Annotated in this window: 12 protein-coding genes and 1 pseudogene; 10 read left to right on the top strand and 3 right to left on the bottom strand. The window is 43.9% G+C overall.

Annotated features, from left to right (window positions below):
- The first annotated feature begins 43 nt into the window (after window positions 1–43).
- The 8 genes from AC1DPZ_RS04660 to AC1DPZ_RS04625 all read left to right on the top strand — a co-directional run bounded on the left by AC1DPZ_RS04660 (window position 44) and on the right by AC1DPZ_RS04625 (window position 10,552).
- Window positions 44–865 carry an alpha/beta fold hydrolase gene (locus AC1DPZ_RS04660; protein ID WP_477401578.1) on the top strand — a complete coding sequence of 274 codons (822 nt, stop codon included), beginning with the start codon at window positions 44–46 and terminating at the stop codon, window positions 863–865.
- A gap of 180 nt (window positions 866–1,045) precedes the next feature.
- Entirely contained in the window at window positions 1,046–2,470 is a 1,425-nt protein-coding gene (locus AC1DPZ_RS04655; RefSeq protein ID WP_477401576.1) for an MATE family efflux transporter, read from the top strand.
- A 170-nt stretch (window positions 2,471–2,640) separates the two neighbouring features.
- The gene (locus AC1DPZ_RS04650; protein WP_477401575.1) at window positions 2,641–3,231 is read left to right on the top strand and encodes an RNA polymerase sigma factor; all 591 of its coding nucleotides are present in this window, start codon (window positions 2,641–2,643) and stop codon (window positions 3,229–3,231) included.
- Between the two features lie 70 nt (window positions 3,232–3,301).
- Entirely contained in the window at window positions 3,302–4,246 is a 945-nt protein-coding gene (locus AC1DPZ_RS04645) for a FecR family protein (protein ID WP_477401574.1), read from the top strand.
- 155 nt (window positions 4,247–4,401) lie between these two features.
- Entirely contained in the window at window positions 4,402–7,722 is a 3,321-nt protein-coding gene (locus AC1DPZ_RS04640) for a SusC/RagA family TonB-linked outer membrane protein (protein ID WP_477401573.1), read from the top strand.
- Window positions 7,723–7,741: 19 nt separating this feature from the next.
- Window positions 7,742–9,280 (top strand): RagB/SusD family nutrient uptake outer membrane protein, encoded by a 1,539-nt coding sequence (locus AC1DPZ_RS04635; RefSeq protein ID WP_477401571.1) that lies wholly within the window; start codon window positions 7,742–7,744, stop codon window positions 9,278–9,280.
- A gap of 75 nt (window positions 9,281–9,355) precedes the next feature.
- Window positions 9,356–10,408 (top strand): metallophosphoesterase, encoded by a 1,053-nt coding sequence (locus tag AC1DPZ_RS04630; RefSeq protein ID WP_477401570.1) that lies wholly within the window; start codon window positions 9,356–9,358, stop codon window positions 10,406–10,408.
- Between the two features lie 6 nt (window positions 10,409–10,414).
- On the top strand, window positions 10,415–10,552 hold the full coding sequence (locus tag AC1DPZ_RS04625) for a hypothetical protein (protein ID WP_477401569.1): 138 nt from the start codon (window positions 10,415–10,417) through the stop codon (window positions 10,550–10,552).
- Window positions 10,553–10,746: 194 nt separating this feature from the next.
- On the opposite strand, the gene AC1DPZ_RS04620 is transcribed toward AC1DPZ_RS04625, so the two are convergent.
- The 3 genes from AC1DPZ_RS04620 to AC1DPZ_RS04610 are packed head-to-tail and all read right to left on the bottom strand — an operon-like array spanning window position 10,747 to window position 14,348.
- On the bottom strand, window positions 10,747–12,003 hold the full coding sequence (locus AC1DPZ_RS04620) for a PQQ-dependent sugar dehydrogenase (RefSeq protein ID WP_477401568.1): 1,257 nt from the start codon (window positions 12,001–12,003) through the stop codon (window positions 10,747–10,749).
- A 57-nt stretch (window positions 12,004–12,060) separates the two neighbouring features.
- Window positions 12,061–12,237, bottom strand: a complete 177-nt coding sequence (locus AC1DPZ_RS04615) for a hypothetical protein (RefSeq protein ID WP_477401566.1) — start codon at window positions 12,235–12,237, stop codon at window positions 12,061–12,063.
- A 26-nt stretch (window positions 12,238–12,263) separates the two neighbouring features.
- Window positions 12,264–14,348, bottom strand: coding sequence for a glycosyl hydrolase family 95 catalytic domain-containing protein (locus AC1DPZ_RS04610; RefSeq protein ID WP_477401565.1), 2,085 nt, complete (start codon window positions 14,346–14,348; stop codon window positions 12,264–12,266).
- Between the two features lie 381 nt (window positions 14,349–14,729).
- Between AC1DPZ_RS04610 and AC1DPZ_RS04605 the strand changes: the two genes are divergently transcribed.
- Entirely contained in the window at window positions 14,730–18,335 is a 3,606-nt protein-coding gene (locus tag AC1DPZ_RS04605) for a family 43 glycosylhydrolase (RefSeq protein WP_477401564.1), read from the top strand.
- Between the two features lie 306 nt (window positions 18,336–18,641).
- Window positions 18,642–18,944 (top strand): annotated as a pseudogene (locus AC1DPZ_RS04600) (S9 family peptidase); the annotation flags it as partial.

Genomic DNA, 18,944 nt, shown 5'->3' with positions numbered 1-18,944 from the left:
ATCGAATTAGCCTTATTAATCACAACAATCAAAATCAACAACAATGAGTAAAATTACAGTAAAAGACGGCACTGAAATTTATTACAAGGACTGGGGAACCGGACAACCGCTTTTTTTTCATCACGGCTGGCCTTTATCAGGCGATGACTGGGATGCACAGATGGTGTTTTTCCTTGGGCAGGGATTTAGGGTTATCGCCCATGATCGCCGGGGCCATGGAAGATCGGGTCAAACTGCAGATGGACACGATATGGATACCTATGCAGCCGATGTGGCCGAGCTTACCCAGGCACTTGATTTAAAAGACGCTGTGCACATTGGCCATTCTACAGGTGGTGGCGAAGTTATCCGTTATGTTGCAAAGCATGGAAAAGGCCGTGTAGCCAAAGCTGTGTTGATCAGTGCGGTTACGCCCATCATGGCACAGACCGAAAACAATCCTGACGGAATTCCAATGTCCATATTTGATGAGATCCGCGAAGGCACTGCAACACACCGGCCACAATATTTTCAGGATTTTACCATGCCTTTTTACGGATTTAACCGTGAGGGAGCCAAAATATCGCAGGGAATCAGGGACAACTGGTGGCGCCAGGGCATGATGGGCGGAATAAAAGCGCATTATGACTGTATCAAGGCTTTTTCGGAAACAGATTTTACGGAGGACCTTAAAAGCGTGGATGTTCCTGTACTTGTTATGCATGGCGAGGATGACCAGATTGTTCCATTTGCCCTTACAGCGGTAAAGGCTGTAAAGCTTGTAAAAAACGGAAAGCTTATTTCATATCCTGGTTTCCCCCACGGAATGCCAACAACAGAAGCTGCAACCATTAATAAAGATCTTTTGGCTTTTATTAAATCATAAATAAAAAAGATAATTTTTTTCGAATTAGGTTCAAAAATGTAAAGCCTTGAAAATTAATATTTCAAGGCTTTATTTATATTGATCTAAATCGCAGCTTGCGTAACCAAAAGGTCTCGTTATATTTGTAATCCAGGGCCTCATATAAAAAGCCGCTACCTAAAACAATACAAGCTTATATTTATGTTACAATCAGTTACTGCAAGGGGTAAGGTATCTTCTTTTTTCTCGGTTTTAAAGCAAGCAATAAAGGGGCACGAAGTTGACCTAACCTCTATCAGCATAAAAAGAGCAATTGTTTTATTGGCTATCCCCATGATGTTGGAAATGGCTATGGAATCTGTTTTTGCGCTGGTCGACCTTTATTTTGTAGGTCATTTAAACAACAGCAGTCATGCTATTCAAACAGTGGGATTAACCGAATCTGTATTAACCGTAATATATTCATTGGCCATAGGCTTAAGTATGGCCGCAACGGCCGTTGTTGCACGCCGCATTGGTGAAAAAAATCCTGAAGCCGCATCAAAGGCAGGGATGCAAACCATTATAATTGCTGTATTTATTAACCTGGCCATCAGTATTTTAGGGTTTTTACATGCCAGGGACCTGCTTTTGATTATGGGTGCATCCACAGAAACTGCAGATCATGGAACGCCATTCGTTCGCATTATGATGGGCGGTAGCATCATCATTGTGCTGTTGTTTTTAATAAATGGTATTTTCAGGGGAGCCGGTAACGCCGCCATCGCCATGCGTAGTTTGTGGATTGCTAATATGGCAAATATTATTTTATGCCCCATTTTTATCAGGGGCCTTGGCCCTATCCCGGCTTTTGGATTAACGGGCGCAGCCATAGCCACGAGTATTGGCCGCGGTTTGGGTGTTACTTACCAGGTTTACAATTTATTTAATGGCAAAAATGCTTTAAAAATCCGAATAAGCTATTTTATACCCGATTGGCAGCAGATCAAAGCGATTATTAAAATTGCGGCGCCCGGTATTTTGCAATTTGTAATAGCCAGTTGCAGCTGGATATTTTTGGCGCAATTGGTTGCTACAACAGGTGGCGATCATGGTTCTGCCGGTTACCAAACGTCACTTAGGTTAATGATGTTTTTCCTGCTACCGGCCTGGGGTTTGAGCAATGCAGCAGCAACATTGGTTGGGCAAAATTTAGGCGCCGGACATTTGGATAGGGCAGAGCAATCGGTATTTCAAACTATAAAATATACTGTTGTGTTTTTAGGCATTGTGAGCGTATTGTTTTTAACCTGCGGACATTTGTTTGCCTCTTTTTTTACAGACGATGAGGAGGTTAAAAAAGTGGCCACCCGATCGTTACAAATCTTAAGCGGCGGTTTTATTATTTACGGAGCAGGTATGGTTTTTACCAGTGCGTTTAATGGCGCCGGCGATACCTGGACACCAACTAAAATTAATGTTTTTACATTTTGGTTATTCCAGATACCCTTTGCTTATTTATTGGCCAAGTATTTTTCAATGGGGCCAACCGGCGTTTTTATTTMCATCCCTGTCGCCGAAATAGGATTGGCCATAGCAGCTTATATATTGTTTAAGCGTGGAAAATGGAAGAAAATCATGGTTTAGTGTATCATTTAGTATCGCAGATCAACTAATTTTTTAACTGGTTCAACGCCGGTATTTTATGGTGTGACTTTTGATTGCAAGTTTATTAAAATACAGCCTTGACAGCCATGTTGTAATCATTTTCTTAAAGTTTAGTTAACATTAGTAGTGTAAGTTTGCGCGGACAAGTCATGGAAATTGCCGACACTACTTTACTTTCGCGTATCAGGGAAGACGATCATTCGGCCTTTGACCTGCTGTTTGAACGTTACTGGGAGCGGTCATACCGGGCAGCCCGGGCCAGGCTTGATGATGAAGCACAGGCGCAGGACCTTGTGCAGGAAATTTTTATCAAGCTTTGGCAGCGCAGGCATACTTTAGCTGTCCAAACCAGCTTAGAGCAATACTTATTAAGTGCGGTGCGTTTAAGCGTAATCAGTTATTTCAGGTCTCAAAAGGTTACTCATGTTCGCCTGCAGGATGCGATGCAGCGGGTAGAGTTGCTTGAAAATTCGATACACGACCATACGGGATACCTTGAGTTGGAGCGGACTCTTGAGCAGGCTGTTAAACACATGCCCGAGATGCTGCAAAAGGTTTACCAGTTGCGCAGCGAAAACCATTCGGTAAAAGCAATTGCCAGTGAACTGGGACTGGCCGAACAAACGGTAAAAAATTATATCTCTGAAGTATTACGGCGGCTACGAATTGTAATTGCTAAAAAACACCCCGAACAAAGTACAGCATATTTAGCGCTGATACTTTTTGTGCTTTACAATTAATTAACAAAATGGTGATGTAAATTATAAGTACCCTGATGGCTTTTTGACGACTTAATGTTGAAAACCCACCATGGAGCTACGTAAATTTATAAAACAACTTGGCCGGTACCTCAAAGGTACCACCAATGAAACCGAAAAAGCCATAATTGAAGCCTGGTATGATTCCTACGAGGCCGAAAGCGAAAAGCAGTCTTTATCAGCTGACGAGCGTGAGCGTGTCAGGAATGCCATGCACGCAAGGATCAGCGAAAGCATAAACAAGTCCGCGCCGCCCGTATGGTTCAATTACCGCATTGCTGCAAGTGTTTTATTGTTATGCTGTTCATCTGTGCTGGTTTTTTACCTGCTTAGGCCAGCGGCTCCCGTTCAGGAAACATTTACAACTTTACGGACGCGTAGCGGAGAGATTAGGCGGGTTACATTGCCAGACAGCTCCGTTATATGGCTAAACGCACAAAGCAGGATGCGTATCCCTTCCAATTTTGATAAGGCTATACGCCAGGTATATTTAGATGAAGGCGAAGCTTTTTTTGAAGTAAAACATAACACCCGTAAACCATTTCGGGTTATCACGGCTCCGTTACAGGTGCAGGTTTTAGGGACCTCATTTAATATTAACGCCTATCATAGCCTGCCTCATGTCAAAATCACGGTGGTTACAGGCAAAGTGGGGGTAAGCAAAGCAACAAAACGGCTGTCGTTCGTCACGCCGGGGCAGGAACTCAGTTACCTGACAGATCGCGGCACCTTTGAGCAGAAAAAAGTAGACGCCAGTCAAAGCCAGAGCTGGAAAGACGGAGATACTTATTTAAACCGCGTAAAATTTGATGAGCTGTCGCTGGTTTTTAAAAACCTGTACGGTCTTACGTTAAAGGCGGGCAACAAACGGGTACATGATTATTTATTCACCTTACGCATTAAACGTAACACACCCAGCGCAGAAGCACTGAAGCTTATCAGCGCGATACACAATGCACATTTCAGAAAGGAGGGTACTTACGTAATTATTTATTAGCCTTAAAAAAGAAACCGGTCCTGTTTCAGCAGGAGCCGGCTTTAATTTCAGCAGGTGAAGGTTTGCCGRCCCCGCCTGCAATGCTTAGCAACTATTTGACCTATTACAAAGCAATCAAAAATATGAATTTCTATACACAGTTATGCAGACAGATTATGCGTATCTCATTTTTACTAATTTCCATATCAATGACCATCGGCCTGGTATCGGCACGGGCCACTGAGTTAGCCGCACAGGGGGTGAACACCCGCCTGGATATCAGCCTGGGAAATGAAGATCTTTCGACCGCTATTAAAAAGCTGGAGCAAAAGGCCAATGTTGTTTTTGCTTATGATGAAGTTTTCTTAAACCTGGCCGGTAAGCATGTCAGTCCGGCAAATTACCGGAACGAAAGCCTGAAAAACATCCTTGGTGCGTTATTCAAAGTCCAGGAGATCGGGTTTAAAGAACAGGCCGGTAATATTATCCTCTTCAGGCAACTGACAGGTCGCATAAGCGGCAAGGTTACCGATGAAAACGGCCAGCCACTACCGGGAGCATCTGTAAGTATTGCGGGTACCACATCGGGAATGATGACCAATAATGATGGTAGTTATACGATTGCCATTCCGGAAGGTGCTTATACCGTGGCCGTTTCATTTGTAGGATATAAACGATTGGAAACCGCCGATGTAAATGTTACCGGCAATCAAACCACAATATTGAATATCAGCCTGGTGCCAGGTATGCTGTTAAAAGAAGTAACCGTAAGCTACGGTAAACAGCGTATCAAAGAAGTCACCGGGTCTTTGACCCAGGTAGACGCGGCTCCGCTCCAGGATATGCCGGTGATGCAGTTTGCCCAGCAATTGCAGGGAAAGGCAGCAGGTGTACAGATCGCGCAAAGCAGCGGTCAGCCAGGCCGGGGTGTGGAGTTCCGTATCCGGGGTGCGGCCTCGTTTTATGCCAGCAACCAGCCTTTGATAGTGGTAGATGGTATCCCTGTTACTGGCAGTATCAATAATATGAACCCTGCCGAGATTGAAAGTTTCAGTATATTAAAGGACGCGTCGGCTACTGCGCTTTATGGTTCACGTGCTGCAAATGGTGTAGTGCTGATTACCACCAAGCACGCTAAACCTGGCGATGCACAGATTGAATTTAATGCTAATTACGGCGTACAGAAAATACCGGGCGAGCGTGTGCCGAAAATGATGGATGCACGCAGGTTTGCGCAGTACATGAAAGAGAAGTTTGAGGATAGCCGCAAATATGAGCCTGGTTATACCACAGCCACCCCGGCCGATTATTTAAATCCGRAACAATATGGCGAAGGCACCAACTGGTATAAACTGCTTACCCGCGCCGCGCCTATTCAAAGTTATGATGTTACTATCCGTAGTGCCCGCGAAAAATCAGCATCAACCGTTATAGCCGGTTACCAGGAACAGCAAGGTGTTCTGATCAATACAGGCACCAAATTGTTTTCGCTGCGTATCAATCAGGACCTGTCCTTAAGCAACAATAAACTGAAAATAGGTTTTAACCTTGCGCCAAGCTACCGGCTGGATCACAACAACCGTTTAACAACTGATGGAGTCGGCGGCCTCTTTGAAAGAATTTTTGAAGCCAGCCCATTAAAATCTCCTTATAATGCTGACGGTACTTATAACCGTGATACCTATTCGCCCGGTATGGTGGCTTATATTAACCCGCTGGCCCAGTTCAACCTCACCAATGATAATTATAAAACCACCCGCATATTAGCAAACGGCTATTTAAACTATGAGTTTTTAAAAGGCTTGAGTATTAAAACCAACCTGGCGGTAGATAAGGGCAGCGAGACACGCCAGTATTTCCAATCGGGGGTGGTGACTTCAACGATTGGGCAGGCCACCGGAACCAGCAGTTCAGTAGATAATGGATCCTACACCGCCGAGGCTAACCTGGTTTATCGCAAATCTTTCGGTGATCATAACCTGGAAGCGCTTGCTGGCTACTCTGCTCAAAAATATAGCGGCACCAGTAATACGCTAACTGGTTTAGGTTATCCGAGCAATGATATCCCGTATTTAAACGCAGCTACCAGCTTATCAGCCGGAGGTAGTTCCTATAGCGCATATTCATTATTGTCAAGCATCGCCCGTCTTAACTATAACTATAAAGGCAGGTACCTGCTGCAAGGCGCCATTCGCCGCGACGGCTCTTCCCGCTTTGGCGAGAATCAGCGTTATGGCAATTTCCCTTCGGTGTCAGCAGGCTGGGTAGTAAGTGATGAAAAGTTCATGGAGCGTTTCCGGTTTCTTGACCTGATGAAGATTCGCGCGAGTTATGGCGTAACCGGTAATAATTTCTTTTTGGGTAACTACGATGCGCAGGCAACCATAGGGAAATATTATTATGAATTTGGTGGCGCAGCTGTTTCAGGTCAAGCCATCAATCGTTTGGGCAACAGCGAACTTCGCTGGGAACGCAACAAACAGTTTGACCTGGGGATCGATCTTTCCTTCTTTAATAACAGGTTGAATTTTACTTACGATTATTACCATAAGATCTCTGACGGGCTTATTATGCAACGCCCCATACCAAAAGCTTCGGGTTCTACCAGTATCCTGGATAATGTGGGTGTGATTGAATTGTGGGGACACGAGTTTACGGTTAACTCTACCAATCTTACAGGTAAGTTTAAATGGACTACCAATTTAAATATTTCTTTTGACCGCAACCTGATCAAAGATATCGTTAATCCGGGTTACATCCGCAGGAACAATACCGTATCATCTGATTATTTCCGCCAGCAGGAGGGACACCACCTGGGCGAGTTTTATGGCTTTGTGTTTTTAGGCTTATATAAAGATGCCAATGACCTGGCCAACTCGGCAAAATACGGCAGCGCGTCAGATGTTGGCACCATTAAGGTGAAGGATATTAACGGTGACGGGGTTATTGATGATGTGAACGACCGTACCTTTATTGGCGATCCAACACCAACTTTTACAGGTGGCCTTACCAATAACTTTGTTTATAAAAACTGGGACCTGAACATCCATATGGCCTTTTCTGTAGGCGGTAAAATACTAAATGCCGCCAAGTGGGCCTATCAAAGCAATCTCGACGGTTCGCGTGTTATGCTTGCAGCCGCTGCGGACCGCTGGCGCTCGCCCGAAAATCCGGGCTCAGGCGTTTATCCCCGTACAAAAACCGGCACTACAGCAATGGGGCGCCAGGTTAATTCGCAATGGGTTGAAGACGGCTCTTACCTCACTGCAAAAAATATCTCGCTGGGTTACCGTTTCAACCTGGGCGATAAATTCTTAATGCGCAGCCTGAGAGTGTATGCATCAGTACAGCAGGCTTTTGTATTCACTAAATATTCGGGTATGAACCCCGAGATCAACTTCGCAGGGCTTGATCCTACGCAGGGTATCGGTGTTGATGAAAATGCTTATCCTATACCCCGCACATTTTCATTTGGTGTTTCAGCAACTTTTAAATAACCCTCTAAAAGAACATTTTATGAAAAAGATATATATCATTTTTGCTTTTATCGCACTTACGGCACTTTCGTGTAAAAAGGACTTTATTGATCTTACACCCAAAGATTCCTATACCAGTGCTTCATTCTATAAAACTCCCGACCAGTTTAAACAGGCTGCCATCGCGGCATATGTACCATTGCAGGATGTTTTGGTGAACGATTATTTTACATCGGAAATGCGCTCGGATAATACCATTTATCAACCATATCCCAGCAATCGTGGTACCTCCTATTTATACCGTGAAAGTATTTCAAACTTCACCAATACGCCCACTAATGATTATGTGAACGCTGTTTGGCAGCATTGTTATACCGGTATTTCGCGAACCAATATTGTGATTCAGCGCCTGGCGGCAGCTGATTTTGATGCGGCAACCAAATCACCAATTGATGGACAGATGAAGTTTTTAAGGGCTTTCTACTATTTTAAACTGGTTCGGCTGTTTGGCGGTGTGCCCTTGTTTTTAAAGGAAGTGACCAAGGTGGATGAAGCTTTTTTACCACGTTCAGCGGCTGATGCAATATATAGCCAGATTATTGCCGACGCGAAGGACGCGATCAGCGAGCTGAACGCCCCTGCCAGGTTTCCGCAAACGGGAGAGGCCACCAAAGGATCGGCAACGATGCTGTTGGCTGAAGTTTATGCCACCCAAAAGAAATGGGCCGATGCCGAAACCCTGCTGAATACGCTTGCCGGTATGAACTACGGGCTGAATGCCAATTATGCGGATGCGTTTACACCGGTAAATAAAAACAGCAAGGAGTCTATATTCGACATCCAGTTTCTGGAAGGAACCGTTTTGGGCACTACCCCAAATCCGTTGCCTTTCCATTTTATACCGCGAAGCACCAATACATCGGTTATTACGGGTATCGCGATCAACAATAGTTCAACCGGCGGCTGGAATACACCCACGCAAGACCTGATCAATGCTTATGAGCCAAATGACAAACGCCTGGACGCATCGATAGGAATTGTTGAAGGAGCTTATAATGCAAGCGACCTGTTTGTTTATTCGGCCAACAAAAGTGTGGTGGGATATGCACCTGCCGCAGGCAAAATTGGCGTACCCTATATCAAAAAATATGAACATCCGCCGCTTATCGCGGTTACAGGCTCAAGCGATAACTTCCCTATCTACCGGTATTCTGATGCGTTGCTGCTTTTGGCCGAAGCAGAAAACGAACAAGGTAAATCGCCGCTAACGGCATTAAATACAGTAAGGGCAAGGGCCGGATTACCTGAAACCGCTACTGCCGACCAGGCGTCTCTCCGCGATATCATTGCTCACGAGCGCCGGGTGGAATTAGCCTTTGAAAATCACCGGTGGAACGACCTGGTACGTACCGGCCGGGCCGTTGAGGTGATGAATGCATTTGGCACCTTGCTTAAAACACAGGTAAATTACCTTACGCCGGATACTTATAATGTAACGGCTAACAAGCTCTTATATCCAATACCACAGCCTGAAATTGATTTGAACCCGGGCGTAATGACACAAAACCCCGGTTATTGATCAATCATCTTTTACCATCCCCGCCTGCGGATAACTACAGGCGGGGATATGGTTTAACCTTTAAACAAAAAACTCATGATACTGAAATACAGAAATGCATTGGCAGCCAGGTTTTGCCTTGGCTTACTGTTACTGAATTATAATGCACAATCAAAAAATAACTTACCATTAACGGATACGGTTTTAAACACTCCAGGGCCTGACGCAGTGGTTAAACCCGGCGATTTTTCCATTGCCGTACTGCCCGATACGCAATACTACCTGGCCCAGGCACAGCTTGGTGGAAACTTTGATATGTTTAAAGCGCAGATTGACTGGATAAAAAAGAACCAGGTTAAAGAAAACATAGCCTATGTGGCACATATGGGCGATGTTACCGAGAATGGCGATAACCCAGTTACAGCACGGGCCGAATGGTACCTGGCCAAAACCGCGCTTTACGGTCTGGAAAACCCGGTAAGCATACCTTATGGGCTGGCTGTTGGTAACCATGATCAGTTTCCGTCGCAGTATCCGATTAAAGGTTCCACCAGCGGGTATAACCAATATTTTGGTATAAAGCATTTTGAAGGGCGCCCTTATTACGGCGGTCATTATGGCGAGAATAACGATAGCCACTACGACCTGTTTACTGCCGGCGGCGTTGATTTCATTGTATTATTCCTGGAATATGATGCCTTTAATGAGGATCAGGCGGGCATGTATTCCTGGGCCAACCAGGTTTTAGCCAAATATACCAGTCGCAAGGCAATTGTGGTAAGCCACTCCATTTTGCATTTTAACCCGGTAACCGGTTCCAACACGCCGCAGGCACCTTTTAACGCGCAGGGTAAAGCTATTTATGAAAGCCTGAAAAGTAACCCCAATTTGTTTATGATGCTTTGCGGACATGTTGGAGACAATGGCGAGGGTTATCGCACCGAAACCTATAAGGGGCATACAATTAAGGCTTTCCTGAACGATTATCAAAGCCGGCCTAACGGTGGGAACGGTTTAATGCGCCTGTACAAGTTTTCGGTTAAGCATAATGAATTGTCGGTCAGGACATTTTCGCCTTATGCCAAAGAAAACGAAACGGATGCTGACAGCCAGTTTACCGTGCCTTTATTTGATACTCCTGTAAAGTAAGCAGCTATGAAAATCGTTTTAAAAACATTGGTAATTATTGTGCTGACAAGCCTCCATGCCCTGGCACAAAAGCCGAAATATGTAGTTATCATCAGTATTGATGGCTTCAGGCCCGAATTTTACAGCGGCCCGGTCTGTTTTTAGGCGGATTGCTGCTTTTCCCAATTACCGAAACAAGACGTAATTACCGTACTTCTTTGATACCGTACCGGGTAAAGATCATAAAGAGCGGCAACGGCTTGATAGTATAAATTACAGGTAGGTTGCGGCCGTCTTTTTTAAAAGCCCTGTTCAAAATCATAGCGGCCGTCCTGTCGGCCGCTATGCCTCTTTTTTATTTAGTTTTTGATGATCTTATAAACCCCACCTTTGGTATTTCCGAGGCCGGTATCCGGATTGGTTGAAAAATAGAGCTCGCCTGCCGGGTCTTCACCAAACCCGGTTATTTTTAGGTTTGAGGGAAGATTTTGTAAAGCGATATCTCCCCTTTGCCATTTATTCCCTGCTTTTTTCAAAAAGAACACCTTTCCCACCCAATCGGCAAACACATATTTGCTTTTTAAAGCAGGCATTTGTTGCCCGTTATAAACATAACCCCCAATAACACTCACCCCAATTTTATGGCTATATTCGGCTATGGGCATAGTAATTCCCTTAATAACACATCCTGTGACAGGGTTGTAGCAATGTGTTCCTTCCATTAAACGCCAGCCGTAATTAGCACCCCTGGTAACGATATCCACTTCTTCCCAAGAGTCCTGACCAACATCGCCGGCAAACATTTGGCCCGTGGCGCCGTCGAAGGAGAACCGGTATGGGTTACGGAAACCGTAGGCCCATATTTCGGGTTTTGCGTCCCTTCTACCAACAAAGGGATTGTCTTTAGGCACTGTATATCCAACCCTGGCATTAACATCTACACGCAATATTTTAGCCAGCCAGGTATTCAGTTCTTGTCCGTTACCAGTCTTTCCATGTCTGTCACCCTGGCCACCGCCATCGCCGAATGAGATATATAAATAGCCATCGGGACCAAACCTGATACAGCCGCCGTTATGGTTTGATTCTGGTTCTTCAATAGTAAGTATAATACGCCCGCTGTTAATCTCAGCCGTACCTGAACCGGCCGATAGCTTATACTCGGCTACAACGCCAGTATGATCTGATTGTTGAGTGGACGGCCTGCTGTAAAATACATAGAATTTCCCATTGGTTTTAAATTTTGGATGCAGGGCAATGCTCAATAGCCCCCTTTCTTCATAACTATCGCCTAAATTTACCAGCTTGCTGTGCAGATCAAGTAAAGCAGCCTCCCTTAATTTCCCGTTTTTAACTACCCGGATCTTTCCGGTTTGCTCCGTAATCCACACATCTCCGTTACCCGGGAAGGCCATATCTGTAGGGGCATTCAAATTTTCTGCAACCAGTTGAACTTTTAAAGTTATGGTTGATGGCTCTTCCATTTTCGGGGCTGCTTTATCATTATTAAAAGAAGGGAGCAAGCATATCAAAATGCCCGAGCACAGGAGGATGACCAATGGTGCCCATAATTCTAATGGTTTCCATGCGAATTTATTACGGAATTTGCTTTTCATTATTCGGTTAGTTTCAGGTTAGTATTTATTTATCAGGTCAAACTATAGTGCCCTGATTTAATCGGCTGCTTTCAAAATTATTTTTTCGTTTTCGCCTGTGTTAAAAGTAATTGTTTTACCATTAAGTATTTCCGCATTTTTTCCGTTGCGAATCAGGCGCACTTTTTGATCCGGCCATGGGTTTTCCATGGTGCAGTTTCTGCCTTTTTCGCTAAGCAGGCTAACATTTTCCACTTTTCCGTTTTTTAATTTACTGCTGATCACAAATGCGCCAAAAGCCCTGAGTTTATCAAAACTTGCGTCTTTAGTATGGTTCCAATTGGGGAACACCGTACTATGCCTTCATAACTTTGCAACAGCATTTCATTAATGGTGAGCGGTACGGCAGCAAGAGTTTCAGTACCGCCTCCGCTTTGAGTGATCCACAGGTTAGGTAATGATTGCGCAGCGATACGTGCTTTAAAATAATTTAAAATCTCATCCGGGTTATATCCTGCACGTACTGCTCCGGGGAAGCAAGTTTCTATTCCATTGCCCAGGGTATTACCCCAGTCTGCCGGGCTTTCTGCCTTATCTTTCCAATGGGATATATCATTAATCAATATTTTATTAAACTTTGGCGTGCTAATTGGCCCCGCAACACCCCCGGGCAATATTAGCCCATGAATGGACACGCGTGACAATCCGTCCACACGGTTCACCCACGCTGAAGGGCTTTTCTCTGCGTTTTTCAGGGCAATTCTGCCATTCGTTTCTCCAAGGGGGAAATCGCTGATGCGATTGCGGATATCCTGCCATTTAGCCTGCCGGTTTTCATCAATTTTTAAAAAGCTGCTCACATCCATCATTCCCTTAAAAAGCATTTTCACCAAACCTAATGAAAGTGTGGAGTTAAAGTCACCCAGTTGGTTACGCCATTGCCCTTTATTTTTAAGGTTAGGCATTACTTCGCCAAAATGATCATTATAGATCACATAACGGTTATTTTCCAGCTTCAAATAGTCTTCCCAAAAGTTAGCACATTGCAACAGGTAAGGATATATCCGCCGGGCATAATTGGCATCATAGGTACTGTAAAAACGCATCAGCATGTTGCCTGCACCAAAAACCGCATTGATTTTTTGTCCCAGGAACTTATAGCCATGATCAATAGTATCTTCCCGCGAACCATACCGTTTTTCCATTTCATCAGGAGTAAGCGGCCAACGCGTGGTACATAATCCTTTTGGCCCGATACCAACAGGGTAATAGATGCCATTGATATGAAGCAGGTCCTGTGCATGGAATTTGCCCATCTTCATGTAATCCAACAAGGGCTGGTCATAATTATCAACCAAATCGATGTAATTAGATGAGTATGCTGCCCAGAAAGGGGCTTCATAATTATAATTCAGGTGGTAATCGCCACCCCATGAGGTTGAGTCGCGGGTAATAAACGGGCCCCATATACCTGGAGCAAATTTATTCCCTCGTGTGGTGCAGGCAAACAGGTATTGAGAAGCATAATAATATTTTTCAAGCACCGTATCCCCAATTTTTATATTTGAACGGTCCCAAAAGCTTTTCCACCATTGCTCGTGTACGGTTTGTATTTTCCCTATCTGCCCCGGTGTTAATAACCGGGCCTCGTTAATAGCTACATCCTTCCAGTCCTTACGATCATGATTGGTATACATGATAATTGAAATGGTTACTTTTTGATTTGGCAGTAGCGTAACCGTTCCATCATTTTTTAGTTCGGCGCCTAATACTTTCATGGCCAATACCACATGCGAGGGCCACTCCAGCATAGGGGTATTTTCAAAAGAACGGCTTACCCAAACAACATCGCCGGTTTTTCCGGCATGGTTAACAGCCGTATTGCCTTTAGCCGGCCATAAATTTAGCTTTAGGCGACAGGTTTTATTGGCCGAAAAACTGGCTATCATCATATTGTTTTCAGCCGCTACCCAGGTATTAAGAGTAACCGTGAGCTCGTTTTTTTTGAAAGATGCTTTAATAACGGCCTTGTCCTGTATTTGCTCGGCATAATAGGTAGCGCCTTTTAGCGCATCAATACCAATAGTTAACCCGCCCGGCAAAGCAATGCCGCCACCGGGATACACAGGGTATGCCCGCCAAAAATCGTTTTTACCCAAAAAGAAGCATAAATTTTCGGGCCTGCCGCCCATGGTCAGGCCGATATCCCCGTTACCGGCAAGCGGTGCATCAGGTGTTTTTGAGGTGGGTGTTTGTTTGGGGGGCTCGGTAAATATTGCTTTATAACGCCCGGCATAAACAGACTGGGCGTAGCTTTGCGCGGGGCAAACCAGCAGGAGGATAATTATTGTTTTTATTAATTTCATGCCCGGCGAGAAACAGGATTACTTTTCATACACTACAATTTTGGTATTAAACTAAAGCAGGCTACGGGTTTACAATGACTGAAATTAATAAAAGCTTTATTCATTCAGCAGCTTTTATGCGTATATGACAAAATGGATGATTAAATAGCTAATATTCCGTCTGTTCTGCATCTGAAACGAGTATTTATTTACATAAAATCCCCATATTATCTCAGCCCTCGGAAGACAAAATAGTGTTACAACTGGCTAATTTGCGGTGTAAATCTGAGTTTCAGAACATCGATATTGTCTCCTTAAATTATAGTTTGAATAGCTGTAGCTTTTCACTAAAAAACTACAGCTATACTTAAATCACTATAGAACCTGTAATACTTAAATCATATGTATCACGCAACTTTGAGGGGCTTTTTTTTATTGTGCTTATTGCTCTTTAAATCGCTTGCTTTTGGCCAACAACAAACCCCAAACAACGCGGGCAACGGTAACCCGGTTATTCCGGGATATTTTGCCGATCCAACGGTAAAGAAATTTGGGGATACTTATTATATATACGCTACTACCGATGGCAATGGCGGAGGTTTAGGCCCGTCGCAGGTATGGACCTCCAAAGACTTTGTGAACTGGACCATGCAGGATATGAATTGGCCAACCACACACAATTACTGGGCGCCTGATGTAGCCTTAGGCAACGATGGTAAATATTACCTGTACTATTGCCAGCCAACGGTCGAGATCTATGGCGCGTCGGCTTCAACGCCTACGGGACCCTGGACACCTTTGTTTGCAGATGGTAAACCAGTTTTAACAAACTTATATGTCCCGGGTGTTATTACGCTGGATGGGCAAACATTCAGGGATGATGATGGTAAATTTTATATGACCTGGGGAACCTGGGGCATTTATCCGGGTTACGGCTGCGGTGTTGGGCTTTTAAACCCAGACATGCGATCTTTTGCGAAAACCGCGCAGATACCGAATACTACAGCTAAAGATTTTTTTGAGGCACCTTACATGTTCAAACGCAAGGGCATCTATTATTTGCTTTACTCATCGGGCTTTTGTGAAGATGGAACCTATCGGGTTCAATATGCCACCAGTAAAAAAAGCCCGATGGAAGGCTTTGCTTATGGTAAAAACAACCCCATACTGGCTACAAGTGAAGATGGCTCGGTACACKGGCCGGGGCATAATTCAGTCCTGCAGGTGGGTGATGATTATTATATCATTTATCACCGGCATAACAACCCACATTCGGGTGGTGGCTATCACCGGCAGGTTTGCGCAGATAAACTTGTTTTTGATGCTGAAGGTAATATTGAAAAGGTGGTCCCTACGCATACGGGCATTGGCTCATTAGCCAAAACCACCAACGACTATCCCAACCTGGTCCACCAAAAAAAGGTAACTGCGTCTTCATTCTATAACGATGATTATAAACCCGAATTCGCGGTAGATGATAATAACGGTACTTTATGGAAACCAAAAGACAATAGTACGGCTCCGGCATGGCTGCAGGTAGATCTTGGCGCTGTAACCACTGTTAAAAAGGTGTTAACGCAATTTGAATATGCAACCTGGTATTACCAGTACCTGATAGAATATTCACTTGACGGAGAACAGTGGCAAACCTTTGCTGATAAAAAGAATAACCATTGGCATGGCAGTCCGGCTGTTGATGAAGGAGATGTGAAAGCAAGATTTATACGGCTTACCATCACTGGTACCGAATATCCGGGCTTATATAAAGCCATATGGAATTTGAAAGTATTTGGGGGCGGCGGCCATGAACCTGTACCTGTAAATATCCATCAGGCTGTGCCACAGGTTAAGTATAGCCAAAAAGGTTTGTTGATTGATATTGATGCCGATGCATTACAACCAGGTACAATAGTTAATGAATGGAAAAATAAAGGAGCGCTTGGCGGGGTATTTAAAGCTGCTGAAAAAGCACCGTTTGTTGATTTCGTTGCAGGTAAAAAGGCCATTGTATTTAGCGGCCGGGAATCATTAAAATCAGTTTTTGGTGTACCGCTTTCGCTGGCCGGCAATAACAGCTATACGGTATCCTTTTGGGCGCACACATCACAATTAAAAGATGAGAACCCATTATTAACCTGGACCGAAAGCAGCGAGCAGCTTACATGTACCGAATTTGGATATGGGAACAATAAAGATATGGGAGCTGCCCGGCACCTTGGCTTTGCCGATTTTCCGTATTCCAACGGAGCACCGGCAGCGGGCAAATGGCACCATATAGCTATTACCTTTGATGGTACTTTTGAAAAGGTATTTGTTGATGGTAAGCTTAATAACCAGGAAAATAAAATGCTGTTTCTGCAATGTGCAAATAACTTTTTAATAGGAGCGCAGAATAATGGTCCTGCTTATTTTTCGGGCGCTGTGGCTTCGCTGCAGGTTTATGATATAGCGTTAAGTGATACAGCGGTTAAAGGCTTATACGGCAAGGTTAAGGAATCCGATGTCGCTATTTACCTGGACGCTGCCAAATTGCCTTACGGTAAGTTAAGTAACTGGCCTAATGATGGAGGTAATGGCGGTGCTTTTCAACCTGTTAATGCTGAACCGGAAGTGAAAGATGTAGCTGGCAGGATTGCGTTAAGTTTTACGGGTAAAGAATCGCTCGTTTACAAAACGCCGGTGGTATTAGCAGGTGATTATAGTATTGCCGTAAATGTGTACACCCCGGTATTGCAAAAAAACAAGGCGCTGATTGTATTTGATAGTAATAAACAAAAGTATAGTGCAAATATACAACACAATGCCTCTGCCGGTAAATGGCACCTGCTAATCAAAACAGTTAAAGGTAAACAGGTTAAGGAATACCTTGACGGCAATTTACAGTCTGCTGCCGTATTAGCTTATGGGATAAAGCGCATAGATAGTTTATATATAGCACAGCCCGGTGGTAAAAGTTTTACCGGGGCTATTACCAATTTTACGGTATATAAACATAGCCTGAATGTTCAGGAAGTTAAATCAATAACGGCTGCATGGCTGAAAAACCTGCATCCGCCTGCGGGTGCTGTATTAAATTATAGGTTGATGCCGAAAGCAGTATCGCCGCAAATGGTGCAGATGGAGGCCGGTTATTATGAGGCAAATAGGGTAAGTAAGCTGCAATATTATTTTACCGGGCTAAGCAATAAAGATTCCATAAAAACAAGCGGATGGACCGATGATCCCTATTATATTGATTATGGACTTAAGCCTAATGAGCAATATAGGTATAGCTACAAGATAAGGGATAACTTTGGTAATGTAACGGCCAATAGTTTGCCGGCAAATGCTAACACCGGCTTATCGCAGTTCACTATTTATACAGATGATTTTTCAAAAGCTCGGGATTATTTATCATCCGGCACAACAGGCTCTGTTTGGGATGGGTTTATAGGTGGGGACGAAAAACAAATGGCCGCAAAAATTGCAACTGTTAATAATAAAGCGCTCCGGCTGGAATCGCAGGGTACCAACTGGGATGGTAATGCTCCTTACGGGCCGTTTCTGTTCAAGAAGGTTAAAGGTGATTTTGTTGCCGAGGTGGAGGTAACCGATGTAAGTGGTTTAGCGGAAAAGAAGGTTGCAGGCAACAACGAAGCCGGGTTAATGGTGCGTGCCGCGACTGAGATTGACAAAAATGTATCCGCTGAACAGTTATTACAAAATGGCATTTTCCCTGCCTGGAATGTTGGCAATATGTTCACCAATTTTGTTGCGGGAAACAGGCAGCAAACTAACACACAGTCGGCCTGGAACTATAATAAATATTTGCAGATACAGCGTAAAGGTAATTGGTTTTACGTGCGTACCAGCAAAGATAATATTAACTGGATGGACCTACCCGGCAGCCCGGCTTTACGGTTAGATTTGGAAAATAAGGAGGTACAGGTTGGCTTGTATCAATGTACTTATGGCCCCAAAAGCGCTTATGGCGAATTTTCAAACTTTAAACTGGTTTTATCAAGATAACTTTTCTTTATCAGGACATTTGTATATAATGTTAAGCTTTTAGAGGCTGGTAGTTTGGCAAGCTATAATAAAGAGCCGGTAAAGGCACCTCAATGGTAAATATAGCCTTTAATATTCCTTCGCGCGGTGTGAGGTTGTTACGTATTATCGGCAAGTAAACAATTAACAATTAAAAGGTAATTGGTGGTTAATAGTTGTTAATTTATTAGCAAAACAAAGCTTTCACTTTAAGTAATTTTAATCAATATAAATTCCTAATCCCTATGTATTGTATTMGCTCGTATTTTTATTCTTTTTTTTTTAATTGTGTTGGTTTTTGTAGCAACTGGCAGCTATGCACAACAGAAGCCTGTTAGGCCATACCTACCATCACATGATGAAGTTTTACGATCATACATCAATGCTGATAAACTTGATTCGGCCTTGAAAAAATTGGCAATCAATTATAATATTAAACCCAACTGGCAACCAAATAATAAACAGTTTTGGTACGGCAAGCGGGTAAAAAACAATGAAACCGACTACTATTTTGTAGATGCTGAAAAAGTTTTAAAACGCAAAGCTTTTGACAGTAAACAAATGGCTGATGCCATTAGCACAGTGCTTGGT

The organism is Mucilaginibacter sp. P4_G9, assembly GCF_056400985.1.
The sequence above is the reverse complement of the archived record's forward strand: the minus strand, read 5'-3'. Positions and strand labels throughout refer to the sequence as shown.

Coding starts and splice junctions, on each gene's coding strand:
- AC1DPZ_RS04660 (WP_477401578.1), top strand. CDS start 44: ATGAGTAAAATTACAGTAAAAGACGGCACTGAAATTTATTACAAGGAC.
- AC1DPZ_RS04650 (WP_477401575.1), top strand. CDS start 2,641: ATGGAAATTGCCGACACTACTTTACTTTCGCGTATCAGGGAAGACGAT.
- AC1DPZ_RS04645 (WP_477401574.1), top strand. CDS start 3,302: ATGGAGCTACGTAAATTTATAAAACAACTTGGCCGGTACCTCAAAGGT.
- AC1DPZ_RS04635 (WP_477401571.1), top strand. CDS start 7,742: ATGAAAAAGATATATATCATTTTTGCTTTTATCGCACTTACGGCACTT.
- AC1DPZ_RS04630 (WP_477401570.1), top strand. CDS start 9,356: ATGATACTGAAATACAGAAATGCATTGGCAGCCAGGTTTTGCCTTGGC.
- AC1DPZ_RS04625 (WP_477401569.1), top strand. CDS start 10,415: ATGAAAATCGTTTTAAAAACATTGGTAATTATTGTGCTGACAAGCCTC.
- AC1DPZ_RS04620 (WP_477401568.1), bottom strand. CDS start 12,003: ATGAAAAGCAAATTCCGTAATAAATTCGCATGGAAACCATTAGAATTA.
- AC1DPZ_RS04610 (WP_477401565.1), bottom strand. CDS start 14,348: ATGAAATTAATAAAAACAATAATTATCCTCCTGCTGGTTTGCCCCGCG.